The sequence below is a fragment of the Mycolicibacter sp. MU0083 genome (genome assembly GCF_963378075.1).
In the GTDB taxonomy this organism is placed as follows: domain Bacteria; phylum Actinomycetota; class Actinomycetes; order Mycobacteriales; family Mycobacteriaceae; genus Mycobacterium; species Mycobacterium kokjensenii.
On sequence record NZ_OY726394.1, the window covers coordinates 810,684 to 836,660 of the forward strand.

The 25,977-nt window shown below is 68.2% G+C and carries 26 protein-coding genes and 1 tRNA gene; 12 read left to right on the forward strand and 15 right to left on the reverse strand.

Annotated features, from left to right (window positions below; translation table 11 throughout):
* Nucleotides 1–18: 18 nt before the first annotated feature.
* The 4 genes from RCP38_RS03870 to RCP38_RS03885 are packed head-to-tail and all read left to right on the forward strand — an operon-like array spanning nt 19 to nt 4,421.
* Nucleotides 19–1,125 carry an MBL fold metallo-hydrolase gene (locus RCP38_RS03870; protein WP_308475696.1) on the forward strand — a complete coding sequence of 369 codons (1,107 nt, stop codon included), beginning with the start codon at nt 19–21 and terminating at the stop codon, nt 1,123–1,125.
* Between the two features lie 4 nt (nt 1,126–1,129).
* Nucleotides 1,130–3,544: a cation-translocating P-type ATPase gene (locus RCP38_RS03875; protein ID WP_308475697.1), complete on the forward strand. Its 2,415-nt coding sequence runs from the start codon at nt 1,130–1,132 to the stop codon at nt 3,542–3,544.
* Between the two features lie 26 nt (nt 3,545–3,570).
* Entirely contained in the window at nt 3,571–4,008 is a 438-nt protein-coding gene (locus RCP38_RS03880; RefSeq protein WP_308475698.1) for a type II toxin-antitoxin system Rv0910 family toxin, read from the forward strand.
* Entirely contained in the window at nt 4,005–4,421 is a 417-nt protein-coding gene (locus RCP38_RS03885) for a hypothetical protein (protein WP_308475699.1), read from the forward strand. The genes RCP38_RS03880 and RCP38_RS03885 overlap by 4 nt, the downstream gene beginning before the upstream one ends.
* Before the next feature lie 2 nt (nt 4,422–4,423).
* Here RCP38_RS03885 and RCP38_RS03890 read toward each other — a convergent pair whose 3' ends face one another.
* Complete coding sequence (locus RCP38_RS03890) at nt 4,424–5,173, reverse strand: 3-oxoacyl-ACP reductase family protein (RefSeq protein ID WP_308475700.1); 750 nt, start codon at nt 5,171–5,173, stop codon at nt 4,424–4,426.
* 117 nt (nt 5,174–5,290) lie between these two features.
* Between RCP38_RS03890 and RCP38_RS03895 the strand changes: the two genes are divergently transcribed.
* Nucleotides 5,291–5,848, forward strand: a complete 558-nt coding sequence (locus RCP38_RS03895; RefSeq protein WP_308475701.1) for a TetR/AcrR family transcriptional regulator — start codon at nt 5,291–5,293, stop codon at nt 5,846–5,848.
* Here RCP38_RS03895 and RCP38_RS03900 read toward each other — a convergent pair.
* Both RCP38_RS03900 and RCP38_RS03905 read right to left on the reverse strand, forming a co-directional pair.
* Nucleotides 5,845–6,915 carry a poly-gamma-glutamate hydrolase family protein gene (locus tag RCP38_RS03900; RefSeq protein WP_308475702.1) on the reverse strand — a complete coding sequence of 357 codons (1,071 nt, stop codon included), beginning with the start codon at nt 6,913–6,915 and terminating at the stop codon, nt 5,845–5,847. The two genes, RCP38_RS03895 and RCP38_RS03900, sit on opposite strands and share 4 nt — an antisense overlap.
* A gap of 19 nt (nt 6,916–6,934) precedes the next feature.
* Entirely contained in the window at nt 6,935–7,963 is a 1,029-nt protein-coding gene (locus RCP38_RS03905; RefSeq protein ID WP_308477048.1) for a DUF1214 domain-containing protein, read from the reverse strand.
* Nucleotides 7,964–8,275: 312 nt separating this feature from the next.
* Between RCP38_RS03905 and RCP38_RS03910 the strand changes: the two genes are divergently transcribed.
* On the forward strand, nt 8,276–10,264 hold the full coding sequence (locus RCP38_RS03910) for a hypothetical protein (RefSeq protein WP_308475703.1): 1,989 nt from the start codon (nt 8,276–8,278) through the stop codon (nt 10,262–10,264).
* Between the two features lie 6 nt (nt 10,265–10,270).
* Here the strand turns inward: RCP38_RS03910 and RCP38_RS03915 are convergent, their stop codons facing one another.
* The 3 genes from RCP38_RS03915 to RCP38_RS03925 are packed head-to-tail and all read right to left on the reverse strand — an operon-like array spanning nt 10,271 to nt 13,199.
* On the reverse strand, nt 10,271–11,356 hold the full coding sequence (locus RCP38_RS03915) for a DUF6670 family protein (protein ID WP_308475704.1): 1,086 nt from the start codon (nt 11,354–11,356) through the stop codon (nt 10,271–10,273).
* Nucleotides 11,353–12,000 carry a TetR/AcrR family transcriptional regulator gene (locus RCP38_RS03920; RefSeq protein ID WP_308475705.1) on the reverse strand — a complete coding sequence of 216 codons (648 nt, stop codon included), beginning with the start codon at nt 11,998–12,000 and terminating at the stop codon, nt 11,353–11,355. Before RCP38_RS03920 ends, RCP38_RS03915 begins: the two co-directional genes overlap by 4 nt.
* On the reverse strand, nt 11,997–13,199 hold the full coding sequence (locus tag RCP38_RS03925) for an NADH:flavin oxidoreductase/NADH oxidase family protein (RefSeq protein ID WP_308475706.1): 1,203 nt from the start codon (nt 13,197–13,199) through the stop codon (nt 11,997–11,999). Before RCP38_RS03925 ends, RCP38_RS03920 begins: the two co-directional genes overlap by 4 nt.
* A gap of 208 nt (nt 13,200–13,407) precedes the next feature.
* Here RCP38_RS03925 and RCP38_RS03930 point away from each other — a divergent pair, with 208 nt between their 5' ends.
* Together RCP38_RS03930 and RCP38_RS03935 are read left to right on the forward strand one after the other, a co-directional pair.
* Nucleotides 13,408–13,863 (forward strand): MarR family winged helix-turn-helix transcriptional regulator, encoded by a 456-nt coding sequence (locus tag RCP38_RS03930; protein WP_308475707.1) that lies wholly within the window; start codon nt 13,408–13,410, stop codon nt 13,861–13,863.
* A 19-nt stretch (nt 13,864–13,882) separates the two neighbouring features.
* Nucleotides 13,883–14,317, forward strand: coding sequence for a DoxX family protein (locus tag RCP38_RS03935; RefSeq protein WP_308475708.1), 435 nt, complete (start codon nt 13,883–13,885; stop codon nt 14,315–14,317).
* Nucleotides 14,318–14,332: 15 nt separating this feature from the next.
* Here RCP38_RS03935 and RCP38_RS03940 read toward each other — a convergent pair.
* From RCP38_RS03940 to sigJ, 5 genes are all read right to left on the reverse strand, one after another.
* A tRNA-Arg gene (locus RCP38_RS03940) sits at nt 14,333–14,405 on the reverse strand.
* Between the two features lie 88 nt (nt 14,406–14,493).
* Nucleotides 14,494–15,576 (reverse strand): NAD(P)H-dependent amine dehydrogenase family protein, encoded by a 1,083-nt coding sequence (locus RCP38_RS03945; RefSeq protein WP_308475709.1) that lies wholly within the window; start codon nt 15,574–15,576, stop codon nt 14,494–14,496.
* Complete coding sequence (locus tag RCP38_RS03950) at nt 15,573–16,175, reverse strand: TetR/AcrR family transcriptional regulator (protein ID WP_308475710.1); 603 nt, start codon at nt 16,173–16,175, stop codon at nt 15,573–15,575. The genes RCP38_RS03945 and RCP38_RS03950 overlap by 4 nt, the downstream gene beginning before the upstream one ends.
* Nucleotides 16,176–16,179: 4 nt before the next feature.
* Nucleotides 16,180–17,400: an NAD(P)-binding domain-containing protein gene (locus RCP38_RS03955; protein WP_308475711.1), complete on the reverse strand. Its 1,221-nt coding sequence runs from the start codon at nt 17,398–17,400 to the stop codon at nt 16,180–16,182.
* Nucleotides 17,401–17,505: 105 nt separating this feature from the next.
* Nucleotides 17,506–18,375, reverse strand: coding sequence for an RNA polymerase sigma factor SigJ (gene sigJ / locus RCP38_RS03960; RefSeq protein ID WP_308475712.1), 870 nt, complete (start codon nt 18,373–18,375; stop codon nt 17,506–17,508).
* 84 nt (nt 18,376–18,459) lie between these two features.
* On the opposite strand from sigJ, the gene RCP38_RS03965 reads away from it, so the two are divergent.
* The 3 genes from RCP38_RS03965 to RCP38_RS03975 all read left to right on the forward strand — a co-directional run bounded on the left by RCP38_RS03965 (nt 18,460) and on the right by RCP38_RS03975 (nt 19,942).
* Nucleotides 18,460–19,212: an SDR family oxidoreductase gene (locus RCP38_RS03965; RefSeq protein ID WP_308475713.1), complete on the forward strand. Its 753-nt coding sequence runs from the start codon at nt 18,460–18,462 to the stop codon at nt 19,210–19,212.
* Nucleotides 19,209–19,625, forward strand: coding sequence for a hypothetical protein (locus tag RCP38_RS03970; RefSeq protein WP_308475714.1), 417 nt, complete (start codon nt 19,209–19,211; stop codon nt 19,623–19,625). Before RCP38_RS03965 ends, RCP38_RS03970 begins: the two co-directional genes overlap by 4 nt.
* A 71-nt stretch (nt 19,626–19,696) precedes the next feature.
* Nucleotides 19,697–19,942, forward strand: coding sequence for an AbrB/MazE/SpoVT family DNA-binding domain-containing protein (locus RCP38_RS03975; protein WP_308475715.1), 246 nt, complete (start codon nt 19,697–19,699; stop codon nt 19,940–19,942).
* Nucleotides 19,943–20,010: 68 nt separating this feature from the next.
* Here the strand turns inward: RCP38_RS03975 and RCP38_RS03980 are convergent, their stop codons facing one another.
* Complete coding sequence (locus RCP38_RS03980; protein ID WP_308475716.1) at nt 20,011–21,372, reverse strand: TIGR01777 family oxidoreductase; 1,362 nt, start codon at nt 21,370–21,372, stop codon at nt 20,011–20,013.
* Between the two features lie 218 nt (nt 21,373–21,590).
* Between RCP38_RS03980 and RCP38_RS03985 the strand changes: the two genes are divergently transcribed.
* A complete protein-coding gene (locus RCP38_RS03985; RefSeq protein ID WP_308475717.1) occupies nt 21,591–22,697 on the forward strand; it encodes a PE-PPE domain-containing protein in 1,107 nt (368 codons plus the stop codon).
* Here RCP38_RS03985 and RCP38_RS03990 read toward each other — a convergent pair.
* Genes RCP38_RS03990 through RCP38_RS04000 form a run of 3 tightly spaced genes read right to left on the reverse strand, consistent with a single transcriptional unit; the run spans nt 22,660 to nt 25,916 of the window.
* The gene (locus tag RCP38_RS03990) at nt 22,660–23,565 is read right to left on the reverse strand and encodes a DUF1295 domain-containing protein (RefSeq protein ID WP_308475718.1); all 906 of its coding nucleotides are present in this window, start codon (nt 23,563–23,565) and stop codon (nt 22,660–22,662) included. The two genes, RCP38_RS03985 and RCP38_RS03990, sit on opposite strands and share 38 nt — an antisense overlap.
* Nucleotides 23,566–23,601: 36 nt before the next feature.
* Nucleotides 23,602–25,131, reverse strand: coding sequence for a fatty-acid--CoA ligase FadD5 (gene fadD5 / locus RCP38_RS03995; RefSeq protein WP_308475719.1), 1,530 nt, complete (start codon nt 25,129–25,131; stop codon nt 23,602–23,604).
* Nucleotides 25,128–25,916, reverse strand: a complete 789-nt coding sequence (locus tag RCP38_RS04000) for an enoyl-CoA hydratase (protein WP_308477049.1) — start codon at nt 25,914–25,916, stop codon at nt 25,128–25,130. The genes fadD5 and RCP38_RS04000 overlap by 4 nt, the downstream gene beginning before the upstream one ends.
* Between the last annotated feature and the right edge of the window lie 61 nt (nt 25,917–25,977).

Below are 25,977 nucleotides of genomic sequence, written 5' to 3' on the forward strand. Positions count from 1 at the left end.
CCGCCTTAGACTCGCGTCATGCTGCGCGGAGCGCTTCGACTGGCGGGGGCCACGGCGTCGTTGGCCGTCGGGGGTTGGACGCTTCGTGCGCTGCGCGGCACGCCCGCTGCGCTGGGTGCGGCGCCGAGCGCCATCGACGCGGTGGCCGGCCGGTCGGCCAACTACCGCGACGGGATCTTCCACAATCTGGAACGTGCCGCGGCGGTCAACATGGACCGCGAACAGCAGCTGCTGATGCTGCGCGAACTGTTCGCCGACCGGGTCGCGCGGCGTCCCGCGGAACCGATCCCGCTGGAGACGCCGGAGTTCGGTAGCGAACCGCTGGCGATCACCTGGCTGGGGCACGCGACGGCCCTGGTCGAGATCGACGGCTACCGGGTGCTGACCGATCCGGTGTGGAGCGAGCGTTGCTCCCCGTCGGATGCGGTCGGGCCGCGGCGCCTGCACCCGCCGCCGGTGGAACTCGCCGGACTGCCCGCCGTGGATGCGATCGTCATCAGCCACGACCACTACGACCACCTCGACATCGACAGCGTCACCGCGTTGGCGCGCAGCCAGCGGGCGCCGTTCGTGGTCCCGTTGGGGGTGGGGGCGCACCTGCGCGCCTGGGGGGTGCCGGCGGTGCGAATCGTCGAACTCGACTGGAACGAACACGCCGCGCTGGGGGATCTCACCGTGACGTGCACCCCGGCGCGGCACTTCTCGGGGCGGTTCTTCACCCGCAACCAGACGCTGTGGGCGTCCTGGGTGATCGCCGGGCCCGAGCACCGGGTGTACTTCGGCGGCGACAGCGGATACACCGGCAGCTTCGGGGTGATCGGCGCCGAACACGGACCGTTCGATATGACGCTGCTGCCGATCGGCGCCTACAACACCGCCTGGCCGGACGTCCACATGAATCCCGAGGAGGCGGTGCGGGCGCACCTCGACCTGAACGGCTCGGCGTCGGGCCTGCTGGTGCCGATCCATTGGGGCACCTTCCGGCTGGCGCCACACCGCTGGGCGGAACCGGTGGAACGGTTGACCGCCGCCGCCGACGCCGCCGGGGTGTCGGTGGCGGTGCCCAAACCCGGTGGCCGGGTGCGCCCCGGAGACGACGCGTGCAGTCCCTGGTGGAGACTGTGACGCGATGACGACGCAACGCGCCGCGGGCCTGACCGATGCCGAAGTGGCGCAGCGGGTCGCGCAGGGCCAGACCAACGATGTGCCGGCCCGCGCCGCGCGCACCGTGCCGCAGATCATCCGGGCCAACGTGTTCACCCGGATCAACGCGATCCTGGGTGTGCTGCTGGCCATCGTGGTCACCACCGGCTCCTGGATCAACGGGCTGTTCGGGCTGCTCATCGTGTTCAACAGTGTCATCGGCATGGTGCAGGAGATCCGCGCCAAACAGACACTGGACCGGCTCGCGATCGTCGGTCAGGCGAAACCCTTGGTGCGCAGGCAATCCGGGACTCGGCAACTGCCGCCCGCCGACGTGGTGCTCGGTGATGTCATCGAACTCGGCCCCGGTGACCAGATCGTCGTCGACGGTGAGATGGTGGAGGCCGCCGACCTCGAGGTCGACGAGTCGCTGCTCACCGGTGAAGCCGACGCCATCGACAAGGGGGTGGCGGACCCGGTGATGTCGGGCAGTTTCGTGGTCGCCGGCAACGGCGCCTACCGGGCTACCCGGGTCGGCCGCGAGGCGTACGCGGCGCAACTGGCCGAGGAGGCCAGCAAGTTCACCCTGGTCAGATCCGAACTGCGCAGCGGCATCGACCACATCCTGAAATTCATCACCTACCTGCTGATCCCGGCCGGGCTGCTGATCATCTACACCCAGCTGTTCACCACCGACGTGGGGTGGCGGGCGTCGGTTCTGGCGATGGTCGGTGCCCTGGTGCCGATGGTTCCCGAAGGCCTGGTGTTGATGACCTCGCTGGCGTTCGCGGTCGGCGTGGTGCGACTGGGCCGACGGCAGTGCCTGGTGCAGGAACTGCCCGCGATCGAAGGGCTGGCCCGCGTCGACGTGGTCTGCGCGGACAAGACCGGCACGCTCACCGAGAACACCATGCGGGTCTCGCAGGTCATCGAACTCGGTGGGGCCGAAGGCCTTCCGGTGCGCGATGCGCTGGCCGCCCTGGCCGCCGACGACGCACGCCCCAACGCCAGCATCGCGGCCATCGCCGAGGCGTTCCCGGTGTCGCCGGACTGGGCGTGTTCGGCTCGGGCACCGTTCAAGTCGGCCACCAAATGGAGCGGGGTCTCCTTCTCCGCGCACGGCAACTGGGTGATGGGCGCGCCCGATGTGCTGCTGGAACCGACGTCGGAGGCTGCCGCGCAGGCCGAGCGGATCGGGGCCCGCGGCCTGCGGGTCCTGCTGTTGGGCGCCTGCGATACCCCCGTCGACGACCCGCAAGCGCCGGGCCGGGTCACGCCTGCGGCGCTGGTGGTGCTCGAGCAGACACTGCGGCCCGATGCCCGGGGCGCCCTGGAATACTTCGCCGCACAGGGTGTCTCGGTGAAGGTGATCTCCGGGGACAACGCCGTGTCGGTGGGGGCGGTGGCCGCCGACCTGGGGCTGCCCGGCGACGCGGTGGACGCCCGGGAGCTGCCGGCCGAACCGGAAGCGCTGGCCGGCGCGCTGGAGCGACACACCGTGTTCGGCCGGGTGCGACCGGACCAGAAGCGCGCCATGGTGCACGCCCTGCAGGCGCGCGATCACACCGTGGCGATGACCGGCGACGGCGTCAACGACGTATTGGCGCTCAAGGACGCCGATATCGGTGTCGCGATGGGGTCCGGGAGTTCGGCGGCGCGCTCGGTGGCACAGATCGTGTTGTTGGACAACAGGTTCGCCACACTGCCCTACGTGGTGGGCGAGGGCCGCCGGGTGATCGGCAACATCGAGCGGGTGGCGCATCTGTTCCTCACCAAGACCGTGTATTCGGTGCTGCTCGCCCTGCTGGTGGGAACGGTGGGACTGGCGTCGGCGTTGTTCGGCACCGAGCCGTTGCTGTACCCGTTCCAGCCGATTCACGTCACGATCGCGGCGTGGTTCACCATCGGAATCCCGGCGTTCATCCTGTCGCTCGCGCCGAACAACGAGCAGGCACATTCCGGATTCGTCCGGCGGGTGATGAGCGGCGCGCTGCCGGCCGGCGTGGTGGTGGGTGTCGCCACGTTCTCGTCCTATCTGGTGGCCTACCGCGGCAGTGCAGCCACCCCGGTCCAGCAGATCCAAGCCTCCACCAGTGCTTTGATCACCTTGCTGATCACCGCGGGGTGGGTGCTGGCGGTGGTGGCGCGGCCCTACCAGTGGTGGCGACTGCTGCTGGTGGGCAGTTGCGGTGCGGCCTATGTGGCGATCTTCGCGATCCCGCTGACCAGGGAGAAATTCCTGCTGGATCCCTCCAACGTCGCATTGACGCTGCTCGCGCTGGGGATCGGCGCGCTCGGTGCCGCCGCCATCGAGGCGCTGTGGTGGATGCAGGCGGCCCGCGTCGGTGGGCATCCGAAGTTGTGGCGCGAGCCGGCAGCGACCACAATGGCCCAGCGATAAACCGTGACACGAGGGGTAACAACGACATGGCCAAGCTCTCCGGATCCATCGACGTCCCCCTGCCTCCCGAGGAGGCTTGGGCGCACGCTTCGGATCTGTCCCGCTACAAAGAGTGGCTGACCATCCACCGGGTGTGGCGCAGCACGCTGCCCGAAACCCTCGACAAGGGCACCACCCTGGAGTCCATCGTCGAGGTCAAGGGCATGCTCAACAAAGTCCGGTGGACGATCGTGAACTACAAGCCGCCCACCGGCATGACGCTCAACGGTGACGGCAAGGGCGGGGTCAAGATCAAGCTGCTCGCCAAGGTCTCCCCGGCCGGCGACGGCTCGAAGGTCAGTTTCGACGTGCACCTGGGCGGGCCTGCGTTGTTCGGGCCGATCGGCATGCTGGTGGCCGCCGCGCTCAAGAGCGACATCAACGAATCACTGCGCAGGTTCGTCACGGTCTTCGCGCCGGCATGACCCTGCGTCCCGGTTGGCTGATCGCGCTGTGCGCCGCGATCGTGTCGGCCAGCGCCTGGCTGCCGTGGCTGACCACGACGGCCGGCGGCGGCGGGCACGCCAGCGCCATCGGCGGCGGCGTCGGTGCCATCGCCCTGCCACCGGGTTTCGGAGCCGGCCAGTTGATCGTGCTGCTGGCCTCGGTCCTGCTGGTGGCCGGCGCCATGGTCGGCCGAGCCCTGTTCACCCGGCTGGCCGCGGTTGTCGCCCTGGTGGATTCGGTGCTGATCGGCGCGCTCGGTGTCGGCTATTACCGGTTGAACGTCGTCGCGCCGATCAGCGCCGGTTACGGGTTGTATCTGGCGGCGGTCGCCGTGGCCGGGGCCCTGGGTTGTTCGATCTGGGCGCTGGCCTCGGCGATGGGGCGCCGTTAGCGCTAGACGGTGACGCCGCCGTCGACGTTCCAGGTCGCTCCCGTCACGTACCCGGACTCCGGGCCCGCCAGGAAGCTGACCACGGCGGCGACGTCGCCGACCTGCCCGTAGCGCCCGAGGGTGGTCAGTTTCTTCAGGCTCTCCGGGAATTCGCCGCCGTCGTCGGGATTGGCGTCGGTGTTGATCGGGCCGGGCTGGATGGTGTTGACGGTGATGCCCCGCGGGCCCAGATCACGTGCCAGGCCCCGGCTCAACGAGGCCATGGCGCCCTTGGTCATGGCGTACACCGCCAGTCCGGGGCCCGGAACCAGTTCGGCGTTGACGCTGCCGATGTTGATGATCCGCGCCCCCTCGCCCAGGTGCTTCACCGCGGCGCGCACCGCCCGGAACGGGCCGGCGATGTTGATCGCGACCAATCGGTCGAACTGCTCGACCGGAAACTCGTCGATCGGCGCCATATGCAGGACGGCGGCGTTGTTCACCAGCACATCCAGGCCGCCGAGTTCGGTGACGGTTTGTTCGACGGCGGCCTCGACCTGGGCGGGATCGGCGGCGTCGGCCCGGATCGCGACGGCCTGTCCGCCGGCGGCGGCGACGTCGGCGACCAGGCTTTCGGCGTCGGCCGCGGAGGCCGCGTAGGTGAAGGCCACGGCGGCACCGTCGGCCGCTAGGCGTCGTACCGTCTCCCGGCCGATCCCGCGGGAACCGCCGGTGACCAGGACGCGCCGTCCGGTCAGGGTCGCTGTGCTCATGTTGCTTCCTCCAGCTAATTACGAACCGATGTGTTACTTAGTACGCTCAGGTCAAGGCGGCGCGGGGTCGCGGGCATTCCCGATGTGATGCACATCACAGGAAAGGCGGGGCGGGCAATGGCGGTGGGACGGCCGCGGGAGTTCGATCCCGACCAGGTAGTGGAGGCGGCGTTGCAGCTGTTCTGGGCGCACGGCTTCCACGGCGTCTCGATCTCCGACATCAGCGCCGCGGCCAAGGTCAACCGCCGCGGCATCTACGCCGAGTTCGGCTCCAAGGAGAAGCTGTATCAGCGGGTGGTGGACCGCTATCTCGCCGGGCAGGGCGGCTATGTGGCGGCGGCGTTGACATTGCCCACCGCGGCCGAAGTCGCCAAGGCGGCGGTGCACGGGGCGGCCGACACCTCCAGCAGCGGCCCGCAGGGTTGCCTGACCGTCGACGACGGGCCGGGGCTCGCCGAGCTGCGTGAGGCCCTGGTGCAGCGGATCGCCCGACGGTTCGACGCCGCGGTGGCCGACGGCGAGCTGGCGGCGGTGGACACCGTGGTGCTGGCGCGCTGGATCGCCGCGGTGTGTCAGGGCATCGCGGTCCAGGCCCGCAGCGGGGCGAGCCGCGACGAACTGCATGCCCTGGCCGACATGGCCCTGGCGGGCTGGCCCGGGCCGCGGGCGGCCTAGTCGGTGAGCCGCCAGGTGGTGGCCGCGATCGCCAGCCCGCGCACCAATGCGGCGGTGACCGGTGACAGGCCGTCGTCGCCGGGCGGCTGACTGCGCGGACTGACACCGCGCACCCGGGTCGGCAGTTCCAACTGCGCGCCGCCGCCGCGTACCCGATTGACCGGGTTCGCCGGATGCAGGCCGCGAAGCTCGGCCGGTATCGCCTCCAGATCGGTGATCACCTGATAGCCGGGCAGGTCGAGGCATCGGTCCAGATGTGCCGCCAGGTCGCGGTTGCCACCGCCGGCCAACAGTTGCGTGCCGCGCCCGATCCGGCCGTAACCGTGCAGCGACACCACGACGTCGACGTGGTCGAGGAATGCGGCCAGCAGCCCGGACTCCTCCGGGCGATATCGGGTCGACGGCAGGTGGCGCGGAGCGCGATCGGGGTGGCGCATCGAATACACCGAAGCGCCGGCCGCCGCCGCGGCGCGTTCGGCGATCACGTCGGTCAGCTGTTCCAAACCGCCGCCGTGAACGGCGAGAAAACCGAAGCGGGACCGCAGCCGGCTGTGTTCGACGACGCCGGAATCGGCCAACAGCTCCGACAGGGACTCCGGTGCGGCGTCGCCCGCAGCCGGCGGCATCGGCCAGTGCGAGGGATCCCACCGGTGCAGGAACTCGATCCAGCCCGCGGGCAGCCCGTGGGAGACGGCGCCGTCGATGATGCGCTCCAGGTAACCGGGTCGTGGCGCGCCGGTCTGCACCCGATGGTCGATGTACACCCACGCCGGCGCCGGGCCACCGTCGGTCGCGTGGACGGTCAGCCGGTCCCGGCGGTAGCGCAGCGGCACACCTTCGGCGCTGTCCAACGCGGCGAGGTCATAGTCGGAGACCCGCCACAGCACCCCGTGCACCCGCGCACCGGGGAACGGCTCGACGGTGGCCACACCGCGTTCGTTGATCAGCCAGTCGTGGTCGTCCAGCGTTGCCGGGCGGGGGTCGGACGCGTCGGGGCAGCGACGCGCCATCTGTCGTGCGCACAGGTTGGACCCGTACGCGAAGTAGAGGTGCCGGGGCGTGCGCACTCGGCCCGTCCGACGTGCCTCAGCGCCCCGGCCGTGCCGGCGGTGCGGGGGGAGTGCTGGTGGGCGCCGGCGGCGGAGACGACGCCGGGGTTCGGGGCTCGCCGCTGCCCGATTCCTCCGGTTGGGCCACCGGGAAGACCCACTTGCCGGAGAGGATCTCCTTCTCCGGCTGGTAGAGGCGCACCAGGTAGTTCCAGCCCGGGGTGACCGGTAGGCAGTTGGGGACGCCGTCGGAGCAGTCGCCGAACTGCACGGTCACCGATCCGTCCGGGGCCTTGTGGGCGGTGATGTCGTTGACCGAATACGCCTGTTGCTGGTTCTCGGTGAAGTAGCCGTTCTTGTTGTACACGGTGACCGACCAGAAGCCTTTCACCGGAACGTCTTTGACGGTCAGCCGGTAGACGGTGTTGCCGTCGTTGCGGGTCGGGGTGACGTTGAGGTACAGGGCTTCGCGCTCGTTGTTTCCACCCCATGCCGCGGCCGCCCCGATCAGGTGGCGCACCGGGTCGGTCTCGGCCGCGGTGCCGAACATGCCCCGGGTGTCGGGGATGGTCTGGGCGAGCTCCAGCAGGGCGTCGTTGACCTTCTTCTGGCTGACCGGGTCCCAGCGGGGCACGTCGAAGCTGCCGGTGTCGGTCTGGCTGGCCGTCACCGCATCCTGCAGACGGTGTGCCGCCGCCAGGTCCGCGGGATCAGTGGGGTCGGCCAGGGTGCGGATGGCCACCAGCACATAGCGGGTGCCGGCGCGCTGCTCGTCGATGGTGTGTTCGCCGCCGCCGTAGAACATGTCGACGATGTATTCGTCCTGATTGATCACCTGTGCGGACATGTACCGCTGGCCGGGGTCGGGCAGGGTCAGGGTGACCGGACTGGCCTGCAGATCGAATACGGCGGCCGAGTACAGCGTGTCCCGGTTGGAGCGCACCACCATCTGCCGGTCGATCGGGGTGACGTCGCGCATGTGGAAGAAGCGGCCGAAGCCGTTCTCGTTGACGACATTGGTGAATTCCCGGTCGCTGACGGCCCGCACGAAGTTGTCCGGCGACACCAACACCATGCCGTTGGGTGTGCTGCGGGGGACCTGGTTGCCCACGGGGTCGGGGCCGGCTTTCGTCACCGTCAGCCCGCAACCGGCCAAGATCAGGGCTGCGGTCGACGCTCCGAGTGCAGAAATCCATCGCTTGGACATGCAGCGCAACCTACCTGCCGGCACCGGCGGATGGCGGCAATGGGTTTGCCGACACGATCGCCGGCGGATCCGCGGTGACTATTGCACCCCCTCGGGGCCCGACGTATCGTCCAAGATGAGAGTTTGCTGTTAATACGACGAATAAATGATTAACGGGGCGGGGGAGTAACAGTGGGCATCACCGGCAGCACCGAGACGACGCACCATTCCAAGATCTCTTCGTGGCTCACGGCTGCGGGTCGGCCACCGCGTGTCGGCGTCGCCGCCGCGGCGATCGGTTGCGCGCTGTCGATGGTGGCCGCAGGCCCGCTGGCGACCACCGGTACCACCGCCCCCGCGGTGGCTTTGACCGCGGGATACCAACAGGCACTCGATGACCTGCTCGACGCCATGAACCAGGCCCGTGACTTCGACCTGTCCCTGCCCTACGCCTCGCCCGAGGACGCGGACGTGTTGATGGCCATGCTGCGCAACACCAACTACGAACTGCTCACCACCGGGCTGTCCCGGGTCACCGAGCTGTTCAACGGGGTGTTCTTCCAGTCACCCGAGGTGGTCGCCGGCAACGTCGCCGACTCCCGGCAGTACTTCGACTACTTCACCCCCGACATCTACTACCACGTGACCGCGGGGCTGGCGCCCGGCGCGACGTACGTGCTGACCGGAACCCTCGGTGGGGGCACCGAGCACATGTCGATCAGCACCACCGCCGTCACCGGCGCCACCGCCCACACCATCGAGGACCTGGAACTCGGCCACGGTCTGGTGGTCGATGCGAACGGCAACTACACGGTCTACATCGGGCCGGAAGCACCCGAAGGCGCGGTGAACTTCCTGGATTCCACCGATGCCACCGTCGGCGGTGCCGCGTCCCTGCTGATCCGCGACATGCTCGGCGACTGGGCCAAGGGCCCCGGCAGCATGAGCCTGCAGTGCGTGGCGGACTGCCCGCCGTTCTTCGCGATCCCCGCAGGCGGGTTCTTCCCCAGCGAGGACGGCACCGACGCACCCAGCGAGCCGGCCGGCATCGGCTCGGTGGACGACGTGCTGAACATGTTGTTCGGCGCGTTCGCACAGATCGTCGTCCCGTTCAACCAGCGCAGCATCGAAGGCGGCGCCTCGGTCGGGATGGAGGTGCCCGCCAACACCATGATGACGCTGGCGCCGGAGACCAGCTTCGGCGTCGGCCTGGAGTCGGCGGTCGTCACCGGCGGCAACTTCGACCTGGCGCCCGGCGAGGCGCTGATCCTCAAAATGCCGACCCTGGACTCGGCCTACAGCGGTATCGAGTTGATGAACGTCTACGGCGGCGCGCTGCCCTACGTGATGGCCCAGACCACCCTCAACCACACCACCACCTATCACGCCGAGGACGGCTACACCTATTACGTTGTCAGCGCGACGAATCCCGGTGTCGCGAACTGGCTCGACACCGGCGGACTGGAACGCGGCGAGATCTTCGCGCGCTACGAGAACCTGGTCGACCGCGAAGACGCGATCGGGCTGGGCGTCACCGCCCAGGTGGTCTCGGTCGACGACCTCGCCGAGTACCTGCCCGAGGACACGCCGACGGTCAGCCCCGAAGAGTTCGCCGCCGACATGGCCCAGCGGGTGTTCTCCTACGGCTACGGCCTCGACATCTCCCGGATGCACGCCCAGCCTGCCTGGGTGCTCCAACATCTCGAGTTGAATGCGCTCTCGGCGCTGATGGGTAAGGACACCTTCGAGTCGGTCTTCGGCGAGCAGCCCTTCACCCCGATCGAGCTGCGGTTCACCGACGCGCTCAGCCCCGACTGGGACACCGTGTTGCGGGTCTTCTTCGACAACCCGGGGGAGAGCCTGACCGCGATCTGGAACGCACTGCCGGTGCTGGCCAACGACATCACCGCGCCCATGACGCTGGCCGTGGCGCAGACCGCGATGTCGGTGCTGCTGCCGCAGATGTTCATCACGGCCGTCAACGACGCGCTGTTCAACCCCAACACCAGCATCCTGTCCGGACTGCTCAACGCCCGCGACGACCTGGCCACGGTGATCCTGACCGCCAACGACGCCTGGCCGACCGAGCTCGGCGGGCAGGCCGCCGAGCAGTGGGCCAACATGTCGGAGCTGATCGCGACCACCCCGAGCTTCGACCTGACCGAGCTGTTCGCGGGCTGATCCGCGTCAGAGGCGGCCCGGGTCGTTGAGCCGCACGTACTCCAGGTAGGCGACTCCCTCGACCGGAGAACCCTGATGGTGGCCGGTGTAGGAGAAGCCGCCGAGCCAGCCACGGCCGATGCCGTACAGCAGGTCGGTGTCGGTTATCCCCACGATCTCCGTGGACACGTCACCATCCGGCGCATGGATGCGCCACCTGAACTCGGCCGGAATCCGGGTGGCGTAGCCGTCGGGAGCGACCGCGAATTCATCGCGGTAGCAGAGGATCTCGTGGGTCACGTTGCGGGTGTGCCGTTGCGAGGTGCCGTCGAGTTGTTTCAGGTACCCGCTGGTGAGCATGGATTGGCCGAAGGCGGAGGCATCGGCGAACATCAGCAACGTATCCGGTTTGATCTTGATGACCTGCCATTCGAAGTGGGTCACCGGCAGTTTCAGGAGCGTCGGCACGGTCTTGTCGCGAAACGCCGTGAGGCTGGTCGCGCGCGCGTACTCGAACGACAGCACACCTTCGATGGGATGACGGTGGCCCTCCCAGGTCAACGCTCCGCGGTAGCGGGCGGGATGGCCGACGTGGTCGTAGACGGGGTTGCGCACAAACGTGGTGGTTTGATCCGTGCACGTCACGGCGATGTCGATCGACAAGTCGCGGTCCTGGATGACAACCCGGAAATCGGGGAAGCTTCCGGTGATGGTGAGTTCGTCACCGAAACGTAGGTAAGTGCCGTCTTCGCGTAGGTCACAGTCGCGCGACATGGAGTACGCCCGGAAACCGTCGGAACCGGTTGCGGCAGTGCCGATCGCGAGGGTGGCGGTGTCGCGCGGCGAGCCGGGCAGGAAGTCGTTGTCGAAGCACGCCGCACCGGCGCGTCCCAACAGTGCCATGCATGACAGATGGCGGTGTGGCGCCGGAAGATCGGGAATCACAACGTTGATGTGCGAGAACCCATAGCGTTTGGTCGTGGCGTGCGGCCGGAGGAACTCCTGAGCGGGAAGTGGCGTGTCGTCCCGGTCGTAGAGGTGGAACATGCGGCCGAGAGTGTGTGCGCCGGCGGCGGCGAGGCGTTGGGTGAGTGCGGATTTCGACACGGTCATCGGTTGTCCCGGTCGACCGGCGTCGTCGCGGTGGCATCGTCGACGGATGGATCCGGTATGAGGTCGCCGAAGACGACGTCGAAGAATTGGCGGAGCGGTTCCTCGGACTGAGCGGCCCGGGCGCGGGTGATCGCACCCTCCCACAAGCTCAGGATGACACCGGCCAACTGATCGGCCGGCATCGCCAGTCGAACGGACTCCGAGGTTTCGGCTTGCCGTAAGGCGTCGGTGAGCACCTCGGCCCAGGCCTCGAACAGGCCGGTCAGCAGATTCCGCACGGTCTCGTCCCGATCGGCGATCTCGTTGGCGAAGTTGCCCAGCATGCAGCCACGCATCAGGTCGGCGTCGACGAACCGGCGTTCGAGTTCCTCGAAGTGCGCCCGGATCCCGGCACGCGGCCCTTCCGGGGTGGACCACAGCAGATCGACGGGGCTGTGCGCCGCGTACTGCTGCAAAGCGGTGATCGCAAGCTCCTGCTTACTGCGGAAGTGGTTGTAGAACGACCCTTTTGGTATACCGGCTGCGTCGACCACTTCTTGAATGCCCACGGCGTGATAACCGCGGGCGTGGAACAGTTCCAACCCCACCGCAAGGAGTCGCTCGCGGGTTGCCACCGCCGAAGCCCTGGGGGCACGCGGACTCATCGAGATCGCCCTCCCGTCATGCGGGTCCATAGGTAAGGGGCGTAGTGCCAACCGTATTCGGCCATCGTCAACAAAGGATGTCGATCCGGGGCGGGGTGCAGCCCTCGTCCCATCCGCTGCAACTGGACGGTGTGCCAGATCAGATCCGTCATGCCGTCGAACCGGGCGAGCCCGAGCCGGCGAGGAACATCCGCGCCGGCGGCCGCCGATCCCTGCAGCAGCCGGGCCGGCAAGGCGGGATCCAAGGCCAGCGGACGGGCCAGCCCGACAAGGTCGACCGCACCGGACTCGATCGCAGCGGTCATGCCGGCAGCGGTGCGAAAACCTCCGGTGAGCATCAACGGTGTGCGGAGGCTGCCGCGCACCGACTCCGCGAAGTCCAAAAAGTAGGCTTCGCGATGCCGCGTACTGGCTCGCGTCGCATCTTGCGATACCCCCATGAACGCGGTCGACTCGTAGGTGCCGCCGGAGATCTCCACCAGATCGACCAGTCCGTCGAGCATTCGTACGACGTCACGGGCTTCGCCGTCCTCGAACCCGCCGCGCTGGAAATCCGCGGAGTTCAGTTTGACGGCTACCGCCGCCGGCCGCACAGCGGCGCGGACCGCCGCGATCACCTCGAGAAGAAATCGACTCCGGTTCTCCAGCGATCCGCCCCAGGCGTCGGCGCGAAGGTTGGTCAAAGGGGACAGGAACTGGCTGATCAAGTAGCCGTGGGCGGCGTGGATCTCCACCCCGTCGAATCCGGCATCGACCAGAATCCGAGCGCTGTCGGCGAATCGGGTTATCAGGCCGTTGATCTCGGCGGCGGTCAAGGCGCGCGGGGTGCGGAACACTCCCGCGGCCCGACGGACCTTGACCGCCGATGGAGCAACCGGCCTTGAACCGACTCCGGCCAGCACCTGGCGGCCCGGGTGGTTGATCTGCGCCAACGCGACTGCGCCAGAAGACTTCGCCGCCGAGGCCCATTGGCGCAGGATCGGCAGATCTCGATCGTCCTCGACCACGACATTGCCGACCTCGCCGATGGCGCTGCGGTCGATCATCACGTTGCCGGTGATGATCAGGCCCGCTCCACCGGCGGCAAAGCGTTCGTAGAGCGAGACATGACGTCGGGTCGGCGCGAACGACGGGCTTCCCAAACATTCCGACATCGCGGCCTTGGCGAGGCGGTTCGGCACGACCGTGCCGTTGCCCAAGGTGAACGGGGCCGCGAGGCCCGTAGCGCTGCTGATCAAAGTCTCCCCCTTAAAATGACCAGTCGTCTTAGAATGACGGTTCGGGGGAGCGGTGTCAATCGTCGATCCATCCGGAAGGGTGCGGTCTCTCGCTCCGCTGGTGCTGCCACCGAATCTAATTGTGTCAAATTCAGTTGTGCGCAATAAAACAGTGCGTTACGGTTATCGGGTGCCTGCGCCGCGCCTCGATGAGCAACTCTGCTTCGCCCTGCATCTGGCATCACGTGCGGTAACCGCCGCGTACCGCCCCTTGCTCGACGAACTGCACCTCACGTATCCGCAGTACCTGGCGCTGCTGGTGCTCTGGGAGGACGGACCGTGCACCGTAGGGCACCTCGGTAGCCGATTGCATCTGGATTCCGGCACCCTTTCGCCGCTGCTGAAACGCCTCGAAGCGATCGGTTACGTGCGTCGCGAGCGATCGGCCACCGACGAACGTCGCGTCCAGGTCACCCTCACCGCGGCCGGGCACGCGCTTGAGGAGCGCGCCGCCTGCCTGCCGGAGCGGTTGGTCGGCAACGGCGATGTGGCCGCCGAGGACCTTGCCGCGCTCCGCGATGCAGTGCGGTTTCTCGCGGAGAGCCTCTATGCCGGCAACCCGACAACTCCTGCCACCGATGAATAGCCGAGAGTAAGGACCCGCTATGGCCGCGTTACCGCCCCCACCTCCAACGACACGCGCCCGGACTATCGCTCGCTACGTGCTGGCCGCGCAGATGGTCTTCGCGGGGTTCAGCCATCTGTTCTGGGCACGCCAGGAATTTCAGGCGCAGGTACCGCAGTGGGTGCCCATGGACGCCGACGGCGTCGTGATGGCCTCCGGGGGAGTGGAGATCGCGCTGGGTGTCGGTCTGGCGGTGCTGCGCCGCGACCGGGTGCTGGTGGGTGGCCTGCTGGCGGTGTTCTTCGTGCTCATCTTTCCGGGCAATCTGGCCCAGTATCTGAACCACGTCGATGCTTTCAACCTCAACAGCGACATCAGCCGACTGGTGCGCCTGTTCTTCCAACCGGTGCTAATCGCCTGGGTGCTGTGGGCGACGGCGATCCCCAAGAGCAAACAAGTGCCACAATCTGCGTAATTCACACGCACCAAGTGCCCCCGGCAGGATTCGAACCTGCGACACCGGCTTTAGGAGAGCCGTGCTCTATCCCCTGAGCTACGGGGGCGGGGAACCTGTCGGAACAGGTGTGTGAAAACTGTAGTGGATCGCCACCGATTACCGGTGGTCGGTGGCACCGGGATCTCCGATCGCGGTCATCGGGGGCGGTTGCCGAAGCCGACGTGACTGCGGACCGGCGGCAGGTCGGCCATGGTGGCCACCCCGGGCGGTGCGGCGCAGATCGCCGGCACCGCGTTGAGGACCTGCATCGCGGTGGCCACACTCGCAGAGCGGACGTGCTCCTCGATACCGGCGGCCCGTGTGAAACTGGCCAGCGAGAAGAAGTGGGTCCGCATCGACGGATCGCCCTCGACGGTCAGCGTCCACCCGTGTTCGGGGGTCGGCCAGTGTGCCGGGTACTCGCCGCCGACGGTCCACAGCGCCTCGATTTCGACCAGCGTCTCGCCGTTGCGGCGGCCCGACCAGGTCCAGCGTTGGCCGGCGGTGGTGCCCGCCCGCAGCAGGCGGTCGAAGATCTGATGATCGGCGACCGCGGGGACGGCCTCGACACGGGTGGTGACCTCGTCGATGCCGGCGTGCAGTTCGTCGGCGATGAACCAGACCTGTTCGCAGAACAACGAACTGGTGAGCGCCAGGGATTCGCTCGTCGTCGGGCCGATCGCCTCGACCGGCTGACCGAATCCCATGACGTCGAAGGTGATCGAGGTGCTCTCGTACACCGACCAGTCGGCCCGCTCCTGCAGCGTCACCTTGTCGATGGTGCGACTCATGCCCGACAGTGCCAGCGGCAGTACGCCCGAGAGGTTGCCCGGATTCAGGCCGCTGCCGTGTACGGTGGCGCCGCCGTCGCGGGCCGCGGCCAGCACCCGGTCGGCGTCGGCCGATGCGATCCGTCGGGGGTGGAACAGAAATGCCGTGGTGGCAACGTTCTTGCCGCCGGCCAGCAGCGCGCACACGTCGTCGATTCTGGGGTGGCGCGGGGTGTAGAGCACGCAATCGGCGTCGAGGGCCAGTATGGCGTCGGTGTCGGTGGACGCGGTGACGCCGATCGGATCCCGGCCGACCAGGGTGCCGATGTCGACGCCGTCCTTGTCGGGTGAATACACCCGGGCGCCGACGATCTGCAGGTCCGGACGGTGGTCGATGATCGTGGTGATCATCTCCTGGCCGACCGCGCCGAGCCCCCACCCGATGATGCGAAGCGGTCCGTCGGTCATGGTTTCTCCTTCGGGTCGATGAGGGCTTGCAGGGCGACGGCATAGTGGTCGAATGCCGCAGCACCGGCCACCAGGTCTGAGGTCTGCTCGAAAAGGCTGATATGCGTGAGCAATCCACCGATCTGCGCGGCGATCAGTTGGGCACGCAGGCCGGCGTCGGGTCCACTCAGGCGTGCGGTCAGCGGTTCGGTGATGTGGCGGGTGGTCGACCGTTCCAGGTAGGCGCGGACCTCGGGCCGGTCCAGCGCACCGAGCAGGGTGCGGTACAGCCGCAGCGTCGAATCGTCCGTCTCGAAGAGCCGGTGCAGTATCGACCGGCCGAGGGTCTGCAGCGGGCCCTCGACCAGCCCTTGAAAGCTCTGCGGCACGGTGAGGACTTCCAGGAACAGCTTCTCCTTGGAGCCGAAGTGGCGGATCACCACCGCGGGATCGCTGCCGGCCAGTCGGGCGATGTCGCGCACCGAGGTGCCGCTGAAGCCGTGTTCGGCGAAGAGCGTCGAGGCCGCGGCCTTGATGGCCTCCCGGGTGGCCGTCGAGCGGGGCCGGCCGGGTTTGCGAACCGGTGCGCCGGCGACCGGGCCGGTCTGCCTGTCGTCCACCGGCTCAGCTGCTCTGCGGAACGGCGTACTGGCCGATGGCTTCCTCGAAGGCGGCCTGCACCGCCGTCGCGTTGGGCCACCCGGCGTAATGCATTAATTGCAAGACGATCTCGCGCAGTTGATCGACGGTGAACTCCTGGTTGGCCATCGCGCCGCGCAACTGGGTCTGCAGCAGGTCGGCGCGGCCCACCATCGCGGTCACCCCGAACGTCAGCAGCCGGCGGTCGCGCAGCGTGAGGTAGGGCCGGGACAGGATCTGTCCGAAGAGGTGCTCGACGGTGGTGACGACGCTGGGGATGGTGACGCCGTCGGGTACCTGCTTGCTGTAGCCGGGGCCGTAGACCCGATCCATCATCGCCAGCCCGCGTTGCCACGGCTCACCGGGCAGCGGCTCGGGCAGCGTCCCGTCGTACACCGCGCGCATCCTCGGCCGGGCGATGTCGACGATGGGCACCTCCAGCCCGACGCTGCCCGCGAAAGCCTGCGCGGCGGCGAGGTCCTTTTCGGCCAGCGCGACCGCGGAATCCACCCGTTCTTCGGGAACCTCGATGCCGGCGGCATGCACCTGCAGCAGCGTCAGCGGTGACGTGCCCCCGTCGGTGTTGGAGATGACCTCCAGCAGCTTGTCCAACGTGACGCCGCCCGCGTCCGCGATCGAGGCGGCCTCCCGCACCGCCGCCCACATCGAATAGGTCAGGGCGTTGCGGGCCAGTTTGGTGACCATGCCGGTGCCGGTATCGCCGCAATGCACCACGATCTTGGCGAAGTCGTCGAACACCGGCTTGGCCCGTGCGAATACCTCCTCGGGGCCGCCGACCATCACGGTCAACCCGTTCTCGGCGGCCTGCGTGCCGCCGGTGACACCGGCATCGAGGAACCCGACTCCGGCGCCTTCGCACCGGGCGGCGAGTTCGGTCACCGCGTCCAGGTCGACCGTGGACAGCAATGCGACCACCAGCCCGTCGTGGGCGGCCGAGAGAATCCCGTCGTCCCCGGCGATCACCTCTCGGGCCTGTTCGGCGGTCAGGGTCGCCACCAGCACCACGTCGCTGTCGCGGGCCACCTCGGCGATGGTCGCCGCCTGCTCCGGAACGCCGGCCAGGTCGTCGGCGGCGCCGGGGCGAATGTCGTAGACCGCCGGGATACGCCCGCTGCGGGCCAAGCTGACCGCCACACCGCCGCCGATCATGCCCAAACCCACTACGCCGGCGCGTAATTCGCTCATCGGAGTGTTCTCCTCTGCGGTTCGCCCATTTTTGTCAACAACGTTGACTCAAACCATGCGCCGCCGGGGTCAATTTTGTCAACGGCGTTGACGGATCTAGTGCCGCTATCGCCACAGCGTGAGCTTGTCCGGGTTGAGGACCAACCGGACCTGCGTGACCACACCGCCGTCGACCTCCAGGGTGACCACGCCGACGACGGAGCCCTCGGCCTGCAGCACGAAGCCCAGCCCGTCGTTGGTCTGTCGATCGGCCAGCCTGACCGACGGCATGGTCCGCAGTGCCCCGGTCAGGTAGCGCGCGACGCGGTCGGCGCCGTGAATCGGGTTGCGCGCGGCGCTGACCCGACCACCGCCGTCGGAGCGGGCCACCACATCGGGGTCCAGCGTGGCGATGAGTGCCGCCATGTCACCGGAGCGGGCGGCCGTGGCGAACGCCCGCACCACCCGGTCGTGTTCGGCGCGGCTGACGGTCCGCGCCGGGCTGCGCCGTACGCGGGTACGCGCCGACACCGCGAGTTGACGGCACGCGGCGGGGCTACGCCCCACGATCTCGCCGATCTCGGTGAACGGCACCCCGAAAACGTCGTGCAGCACGAAGGCCACCCGCTCGGCCGGCGTCATCGATTCCAGCAGCACCAACAACGCGGTGCTGACGGTGTCATCGAGCGTGACGCGCTCGGCGGGCCAGTCACCCATATCGGGGGCGAAGGCGTGCGGCGGCACCGGTTCGGGCAGCCACGGGCCGACGTAGCGTTCGCGGCGGGCCCGCGCCGAGGTCAGCATGTCCAGGCAGATCCGGCCGATGACCCTCGTCAGCCATGCCCGCGCGGACTCGATCGATGCACGCTCGGGGTCGGACTGCCGGTACCAGCGGATGTAGGTCTCCTGGACCGCGTCCTCGGCGTCGGCGATCGTCCCCAGCATCCGAAACGCCAGGCCGGTCAGGTAACCGCGCTCGCCGACTACGTCGGGCATATCGCGACCCTATCGGAATCCGCCTCACATTCGGCCGCGCTGCGTCGTCATAACTGGTAGATCCGAATCAGAAAGGACACAGCCATGAAGATCGCGGTTGCCGGCGGTACCGGCAAGACCGGGCGCAGAGTCGTCGAGCGGTTGCGCGACCAGGGCCACCAGCCGGTGATCCTGGCCCGCGCCCACGGGGTCGACCTGCTGGCGAACACCGGGATCGACGCCGCCCTGCACGGTGTGCAGGCCGTCATCGATGTCGTCGACTTCGCCACCATGAACGCCAACAAAGCCCGGGAATCCTTCGGCACCGCGACGGCCAATCTGCTGGCCGCCGAGCAGCGCAACGGCGTGCAGCATCACGTCGCGTTGTCGATCATCGGCATCGACCGGGCGACCACCGGCTACTACCGGGGCAAGCTGCGGCAGGAGGAACTCATCAAGGCCGCAGCCGTCCCGTGGACCATCTTGCGCGCCAGTCAATTCCACGAGTTCGCCGATCAGGTGCTGGCGCAACTGCCCGGCCCGGTCGCGCCGGTTCCGAAGATGAAATCGCAGCCCATCGCCGTCGACGAAGTCGCCGCCCACCTGGTCGGTCTGGCCGCCGGGGAACCGCAGCAGATGGCACCGGAATTGGCCGGCCCGCAGGTGGAATCGGTGGTCGACATGGCCCGCCGGGTGCTCCGGCGACGCGGGCAACACCGGCTGGTCGTGCCGCTGCGCATCCCCGGTGCTGCCGGCAAAGGCATGGCCCACGGCGCACTGCTGCCCACCGGACCGGGTCCCCGCGGCAGGCAGACCTTCGCCGAATGGCTGGACGCACTCCCGGAGGTGGCACGGTGAACCGCACCGTGCACCGCGCCTGCCTGATCCTGTTGACCGCGGTCGGGTTCGGCGTCGGCGGGTGGGCGTACAGCGCCCCGCTGCACTGGTACACCACGTTTCCCGGGCTCGGCATGCAGTGGTTGCCGGTGCTCGGCCCCTACAACGAGCACTTCGTCAAGGACGTCGGCGCCATGTATCTGGGACTGGCGGCGCTGAGCGCGGTGGCGCTGTACTACCTGGGCAACCGTGCCGTCGTGGTGGTCACCGGGGTCGCGGTGTCGGTGTTCAACGCGCTGCACCTGATCTATCACCTGGGCATGTTGGGTATGTACGGCCCGCGGGACCAAGTGCTCAACGTGGTCAGCCTGGGCCTGGTGCTGGTGGCGTCGCTGGCACTGCTGGTGCCGCCGCGCGGCGAAGGGCGGCAGTGATCGCCCGGTCGGGGCCGGATAGCGATTGGGAAGACAATCCCAATTTGGCAATGAATTGGTAAAACCGTGCCATGCATGTGTCCGTGGACCGGGTAGGGCGGATCGTGATCCCCAAGGCACTGCGCGTCGCGCTGGGCATCACCCCGGACACCCCGCTCGAATTGGTACTCGACGGCTCGGGACTTCGGATCGAGCCGGTGCACCGGCGTGAATGCGCAATCGGGATCCGTGACGGGCTGCCGGTCCTCGCCGAGGTCGAAGGTGCCGTCCTGACCGATGCAGACGTCCGCCGGCTGCGTGATGACGCCCAGCGCTGACCGGTGGGCCGAGCGGATATACCGCTCGCTGGACGTCGACTATCACGTCGTGGACTGACGCAACCGGGTCACGCCGACTCCGCACGGCCCAACAGATGCCGCAGCGCCGGTTCCAGATCGGGGGTGCGGAACCGATGCCCCGCAGCAAGCAAGCGGGCCGGTGACACCCGCTGATTCGCGCAGGCCAGTTCGCGTGCCCCCTGTGCGCCGAGCAACGCCCGGGGCCCCAGGCCCGGGACCGGAACGACGGTCGGGCGGTGCAGCACGTGTCCGAGGGTCTTGGTGTAGTCGCGGTTGCGGACCGGGTTCGGGGCGACGGCGTTGACCGGACCGGACAACCCGGTGTCCCACAGGGCCCGGTGGTAGACGTCGACCAGGTCGTCGATCCCGATCCACGACAACCACTGGCGCCCGTCGCCCAGGCGTCCACCCAATCCCGCGGCGAACAACGGCCGCATCAGCTGCAGGGTGCCGCCCCGCGGCGATTGCACGGTGCCGGTGCGGACACGGACCACCCGGATGCCCGACTCCTCGGCCGGGGCCAGGGCCGCTTCCCAATCGGCGACCACATCGGCCAGAAACCCCTCACCGCGCGAACTGTCCTCGGTCAGGGTCTGCTCGCCGCGGTCGTAGCCGTAGTACCCGATCGCCGAGGCGCAGATGAACGCGGCGGGCCCCGAGGCGACGCCACCGGCCAACTCGGCGAGCCTGCGGGTCGGCTCGATCCGGCTGTCGCGCACCGCACGACGATGCGCGTCGGTGAAACGGCCGGCGATGGAGGCCCCCGCCAGGTGAATCACCGCGTCGACACCGGCCAGCAGATTGCGGTCCGGATCGTCGGGATTCCATTGCCGCTCTTCGGGATTGCGCGGGGAGTGGCGCACCAGCCGGATCACCCGGTGACCGCCGGTGCTCAAGAACGCGGTCAACGCCGAACCGACCAGGCCCGAGGAGCCGGTGACCGCCACCGTCATCGACCCCATCCCGTGCTCGGCCGCGCGCTGATGGGCGGCCAGGTCGTCCGCGAGCTGGCGATGCCGGTAGACGAACATCGGCCGCAGTAATGCCGCGGGGATCGGGGCCTGCACGGTGTCGGTCATCCGGGTCCGGCCGTCGCCGAGGTCGTCGAACTCGTGGGTGTGCCGCCAGTTCAACGCCAACCGTGCCGGCAGCGAGGCCAGACCGTGCCCGCCGAGTTCGTCGACGAAACGCCGCGGCGGATCGTAGCCGTCGGCCCGGTGTTCGGCGATCCAGCGCAGTCCACCGGGCAGCGCCAGCTCGGCGGTGCCGTCCCGCAGTGAGTCGGCTTCGGAACGCAATCGCATCGGCTGCCACGGCGGGCTCAGACGGGCGAACGCCCCCGGCCGTTCATGCCATGCGAAGACTTCCCGGCGTGGCGCCGCCACCGTGCTCGTGAACGTGATCCCCATCCATCGACGTTACTGCTGTCCGGCAAAAGGCGCCGTACGCGTTCGATCACGATTCCCGGCAATCAGGTGGAACAATGATCCGACTGTTCGGGGGCGGGCGGAGAGGGTATCGAATGCGCGCTTTGCGGAGTGACCGTATTACTGCGGCTGTCACGGCAGCGGGTTTGGCCGTTGCGGCCCCATTGGCCGTAGCGGACCTGTCGCCCCGCCGGGCAACGATGATCGACGTGCTGTTGACCTCCGGTGCGACCGCAGCGGGGCCACTCGGCGACGGCACCGCGTTGATCATGGGCGGCACCAGCATTCCGCAACCCAGTCAGCTCTACCTGGATGCGACGTTCACGACGTACCTGGAGCCGTTCGGATTCGGCGGTACTCTGCAGTCCTTGTTCACCCCGGAGAACACCAGTGCCACCTCCCAGGTGCGGGGTGCGCAGATTCTGGATTCCACCATTCTGCAGAAGATCGCCGACGGCGGCGTCAGCGCTGAGAACCCGCTCGTGGTGTTCGGCTATTCGCAGAGCGCAGCCATCTCCTCGGCGGTCATGCGGCAGCTTGCCGGCCAGGATGTGCCCAGCGATCACGTGCATTTCGTGCTGATCGGCAATCTGAACAACCCGGTCGGCGGTCTGACGGTGGAGACCAGTGGCCTCTACCCGCAATACCTCCAGGACTACGTGGCCACCCCGAACAACCTGTACCCGACCGACGTCTACACCTACGAATACGACGGTGTCGCCGATTTCCCGCGGTATCCGCTCAATCTGCTGTCGGTCCTCAACGCCTTCATGGGCATGATCTACCAGCACGGCACCTATTTCAGCGTGACGCCCGAGCAGATCGCCAACGCCGTCGAACTACCCACGTCGGCGGCCGACTCGATGGTCAACTACTACATGATCCCCGCCGAGGGCCTGCCGCTGCTCGAACCGCTACGGCTGATCCCGATTGTGGGCCAACCCCTGTACGACCTACTCGAACCCGTCACCCGGGTCCTGGTGAACCTCGGCTACGGCAACATCGAACACGGGTGGGCGCCCGGCGACGCCGACGTGGTCAGCACTCCCGGGCTGTTTCCCGATCTGGACCTCGGCGACGTGCTGAGCGCGCTGGGAAACGGGCTGCAACAAGGCATTCAGGACTTCTTCGACGACCTGCTCGACCCGGAGACCTACCGGTTCACCCCGCTGCTGGACAACCCGTCGCTGACCGCGCTACAGGAGGCGGGCTACATCTTCGGCTTCCTGCCCTCCGCGCACCCCACGTGGGCGGAGGCGGCACAGGGCATCAGTGAGTTGTTCCAGGCTTTCGCCGCCACGACATAGCCTGCGGCGGGCGCGGGAAAAGACGCGGCACCCGGTCGATCACGTCCTGATACTCGGGCCGGCGCTGCAGGCTGCGGCCCTCCATCATCGGGATGCTGGCGCCCAGGAACATGGCGAGCATCGCCAGCGTCCCGGCGAACATCCACCAAGCCTGCGCCGGCGCGGCGGCCACCCCGAACAGTGCGCAGGCGAACCAGAAGCTGAGCTCGCCGAAATAGTTCGGATGGCGTGACCATCCCCAGATCCCGCGATCCATCGCGGTGCCGGGTGGCTGATCCCGGACGAACCGGTGCAACTGCGTGTCGGCGACCAGTTCAAGCAGCACCGCCGCCACGCCGATGACGAAAGCGATCACGGTGAGCCAGGTCAGCCCGCGATCCGGCCGCGTCACCGCGACGTACACCGGCGCCATGGCGGCGAAGACCTGCACGGTGGGGACCAGGTGGATACCGAACAGGTCAGCGGCGAACTCCCAGCGTCCCGCGCGCTGACGAAGTTCGGGGTAGCGCCAATCCTCATGGTGCAATCCGGTGAATCCCCGCACCCAGTTGCCGGTGAGGCGCACCGCCCACAATCCGACGACCACCGCGGCCAGGACACAACGCGTGGTGTCGACATGGGGAACGGACTGGACCCACCAATAGCCCAGTAACAGCGGCGGTATGACACTCCAGTAGGCGTCGTAGAAACTCGAATTACCGAAGCTCCTACTGAAGGCGAAGATCACCAGGGTCGCCACCACGTCGGCGATGAACGTGTCGAGCCAGAGTCGTCCGGTATCGGCGCCCCAGGCCAGCCAGGCCGCGGCCGCACCGACCGCGACGACGTACGCCGCGGTGATCAGACTCAGGGACGCTGCTCTACGCATCTCGCTACTGTCGCACGAGACGCCCCCGTCCCGCGGCTACCCGTGGTCCTTGCGCAGCTGCGGCTTGACCACCTTGCCACTGGCGTTGCGCGGCAGCGCATCGACGCGCACCAGGTCCTTGGGGTGCTTGTAGCGGGCCAGGCGTTCGTTGAGGAACGGCTCGAGGTCGGTCAGCGTCAGGTCGCCGGCCTCGGCGGCCAGCGCCACGATCGCCACCGGAACCTCGCCCCACTTGTCGTGGGCCCGACCGATCACCGCGGCCTCGACGATCAGCGGGTGCTCGAACAGGACGTTCTCCACCTCGGCGCAGTAGATGTTCTCCCCGCCGGAGATGATCATGTCCTTCTTGCGGTCCACCACGTAGACGAAGCCCTCGTCGTCGACGCGGACCAGGTCGCCGGAGTGGAAGTAGCCGCCTTCGAACGCTTCCGCGGTCGCCTCGGGCTTGTTCCAGTAGCCGGCCATCATGGTCGGCCCGCGGTAGACGATCTCGCCGATCTCGCCCGGCGCCACATCGTTCATCTCGTCGTCGACCACACGCGCGGAGATGGTCGGGATGACCTTGCCCACCGAGCCGAGCTTGCGGATCGCGTCGGCGCCCTGCAGCACACAGGTGATCGGTGACATCTCGGTCTGGCCGAACACCGCGACGTTGAGCGCATCCGGGAACGTCTCGGCCATGGCGCGCAGCACCGTGTCCGAGGCCGGCGCCGCGCCCCAGCTGATCACCTCCAACGCCAGATCACGTGTCCGCACAGTCGGATCCGCGCAGATGATCTGCCACTGCGCCGGCACCAGGAACACCGAGGTGGCGCGCTCGCGCTCCCAGGCGTCGAGGGTCTCGGTGGCGTTGAACGCCCCCAGCGGGTGGATCACGGTCTTGGTGCCCAGCATCAGGTTCGGTGCGATGCTGCCCAGGCCGGCGATGTGGAACATCGGTGCCGCGCAGAAATACACGCTGTCGGTGCGGATCTGTAGCGCCTGGATGCAGGTCAACGACTGCGCCGTCATGTTCGAGTAGGACAGGATGGCGCCCTTGGGGCTGCCGGTGGTCCCCGAGGTGTACATGATCAGCGCCGCAGTGTCCTCGGGGACGTCGTTGCCCGGGTGCGGATCGCCCGATTCGGCGATCAGCGACTCGTAGTCGTCGCCGAGCACCACGGCCACGTCCAGGCCGGTGGTGTTCTTGCGGACCGCCTCGATCAGCGGCGCGAGCATCTGGTCGGTGATGACGCCCTTGGCCCCGCTGTCGGAGACGATGTAGCGGATCTCGGGGTCGGTCAGCCGGAAGTTCACCGGCACCGCGATGGCGCCCAGCGTGTTGATCGCCAGGGTCGCTTCGATGTACTCGGTGTGGTTGAGCATCACGATCAGGACGCGGTCGCCGAACCGGATGCCCCGCCGGTACAGCGCGTCGGCAAGGCGTTCGGTGCGGTCGTGCAGTTGCGCCCAGGTGGTGTCGACGCCCCGGCACCGGAATGCGACCGCATCCGGGCGCATCTCGGCGTGGTTGGCGACCTGATTCATCCAGTGGTTGCGGCGAGACCGCAGAGGTTGCGCGATCATTCCCCGAATACCGCCTTTCGTTTCTGCAGCATCGCGGTGGCGCCCTCGAAGAAGTCGGGGGAGCCCAGCAACTCGACCTGGCCGGTCTTCTCCCGGGCCAGTGCGTCGTTCAGCGATGCCAGGTTGGTGGCGTTGAGCGCCTGTTTGGTCAGTTCGAGTGCGCGACGCGGGCCGTGCGACAGCTTCTCGGCGGCTGCGGAGACCCGGGTGTCCAGTTCGGCGTCGGACAGCACCGCGTTGATCAGGCCGGCGTCTGCGGCCGCGGTCGCCGACAGTCGACCGCCCAGCAGGGCCATCTCGTTGGCCACCGCGCGCCCGGCCGAGGCGGCCACCAGTGCGGTGGTGCCCCCGTCGGGCATCAGGCCGATGTTGGTGAACGACAGCAGGAAGTAGGCGCTCTCGGCCGCGTAGATCAGATCGGCGGCCAACGCGAGACCCACCCCGACTCCGGCGCACGGCCCGTTGATCCGGGCGATCACCGGCAGCGGGGTCTCGGCCACCGAGCGCACCATCCGGGCGGCGACGTCCATCACCAGTTCGGGGCCGGCGCCGCCCGCGGTGGCGGACAGATCCGCGCCGGTGCAGAACGCCTTGCCCTCACCGGTGACCACGATGGCCCGCACACCCGGGTCGTCGGCCGCGGTGCTGAAGGTGTCGCCGAGTGCCTCGATGGTGGCCAAGTCGATGGCGTTGAGCCGGTCGGGGTTGGTGATCGTCACCCGCAGGATGCGGCCGTCGCGGGTCGCGGTGAATTTCGCCGAGCTGGAGTCTCCGGGCACGGTCAGTCCCGCCCTTCGCTGATCGGAGTTGGCAGCACGCTACTTCCTTCGTGGATCAAAACGTAAA

Coding starts and splice junctions, on each gene's coding strand:
- RCP38_RS03870 (WP_308475696.1), top strand. CDS start 19: ATGCTGCGCGGAGCGCTTCGACTGGCGGGGGCCACGGCGTCGTTGGCC.
- RCP38_RS03875 (WP_308475697.1), top strand. CDS start 1,130: ATGACGACGCAACGCGCCGCGGGCCTGACCGATGCCGAAGTGGCGCAG.
- RCP38_RS03880 (WP_308475698.1), top strand. CDS start 3,571: ATGGCCAAGCTCTCCGGATCCATCGACGTCCCCCTGCCTCCCGAGGAG.
- RCP38_RS03885 (WP_308475699.1), top strand. CDS start 4,005: ATGACCCTGCGTCCCGGTTGGCTGATCGCGCTGTGCGCCGCGATCGTG.
- RCP38_RS03890 (WP_308475700.1), bottom strand. CDS start 5,173: ATGAGCACAGCGACCCTGACCGGACGGCGCGTCCTGGTCACCGGCGGT.
- RCP38_RS03895 (WP_308475701.1), top strand. CDS start 5,291: ATGGCGGTGGGACGGCCGCGGGAGTTCGATCCCGACCAGGTAGTGGAG.
- RCP38_RS03915 (WP_308475704.1), bottom strand. CDS start 11,356: ATGACCGTGTCGAAATCCGCACTCACCCAACGCCTCGCCGCCGCCGGC.
- RCP38_RS03920 (WP_308475705.1), bottom strand. CDS start 12,000: ATGAGTCCGCGTGCCCCCAGGGCTTCGGCGGTGGCAACCCGCGAGCGA.
- RCP38_RS03935 (WP_308475708.1), top strand. CDS start 13,883: ATGGCCGCGTTACCGCCCCCACCTCCAACGACACGCGCCCGGACTATC.
- RCP38_RS03945 (WP_308475709.1), bottom strand. CDS start 15,576: ATGACCGACGGACCGCTTCGCATCATCGGGTGGGGGCTCGGCGCGGTC.
- RCP38_RS03955 (WP_308475711.1), bottom strand. CDS start 17,400: ATGAGCGAATTACGCGCCGGCGTAGTGGGTTTGGGCATGATCGGCGGC.
- sigJ (WP_308475712.1), bottom strand. CDS start 18,375: ATGCCCGACGTAGTCGGCGAGCGCGGTTACCTGACCGGCCTGGCGTTT.
- RCP38_RS03965 (WP_308475713.1), top strand. CDS start 18,460: ATGAAGATCGCGGTTGCCGGCGGTACCGGCAAGACCGGGCGCAGAGTC.
- RCP38_RS03975 (WP_308475715.1), top strand. CDS start 19,697: ATGCATGTGTCCGTGGACCGGGTAGGGCGGATCGTGATCCCCAAGGCA.
- RCP38_RS03980 (WP_308475716.1), bottom strand. CDS start 21,372: ATGGGGATCACGTTCACGAGCACGGTGGCGGCGCCACGCCGGGAAGTC.
- RCP38_RS03985 (WP_308475717.1), top strand. CDS start 21,591: ATGATCGACGTGCTGTTGACCTCCGGTGCGACCGCAGCGGGGCCACTC.
- RCP38_RS03990 (WP_308475718.1), bottom strand. CDS start 23,565: ATGCGTAGAGCAGCGTCCCTGAGTCTGATCACCGCGGCGTACGTCGTC.
- fadD5 (WP_308475719.1), bottom strand. CDS start 25,131: ATGATCGCGCAACCTCTGCGGTCTCGCCGCAACCACTGGATGAATCAG.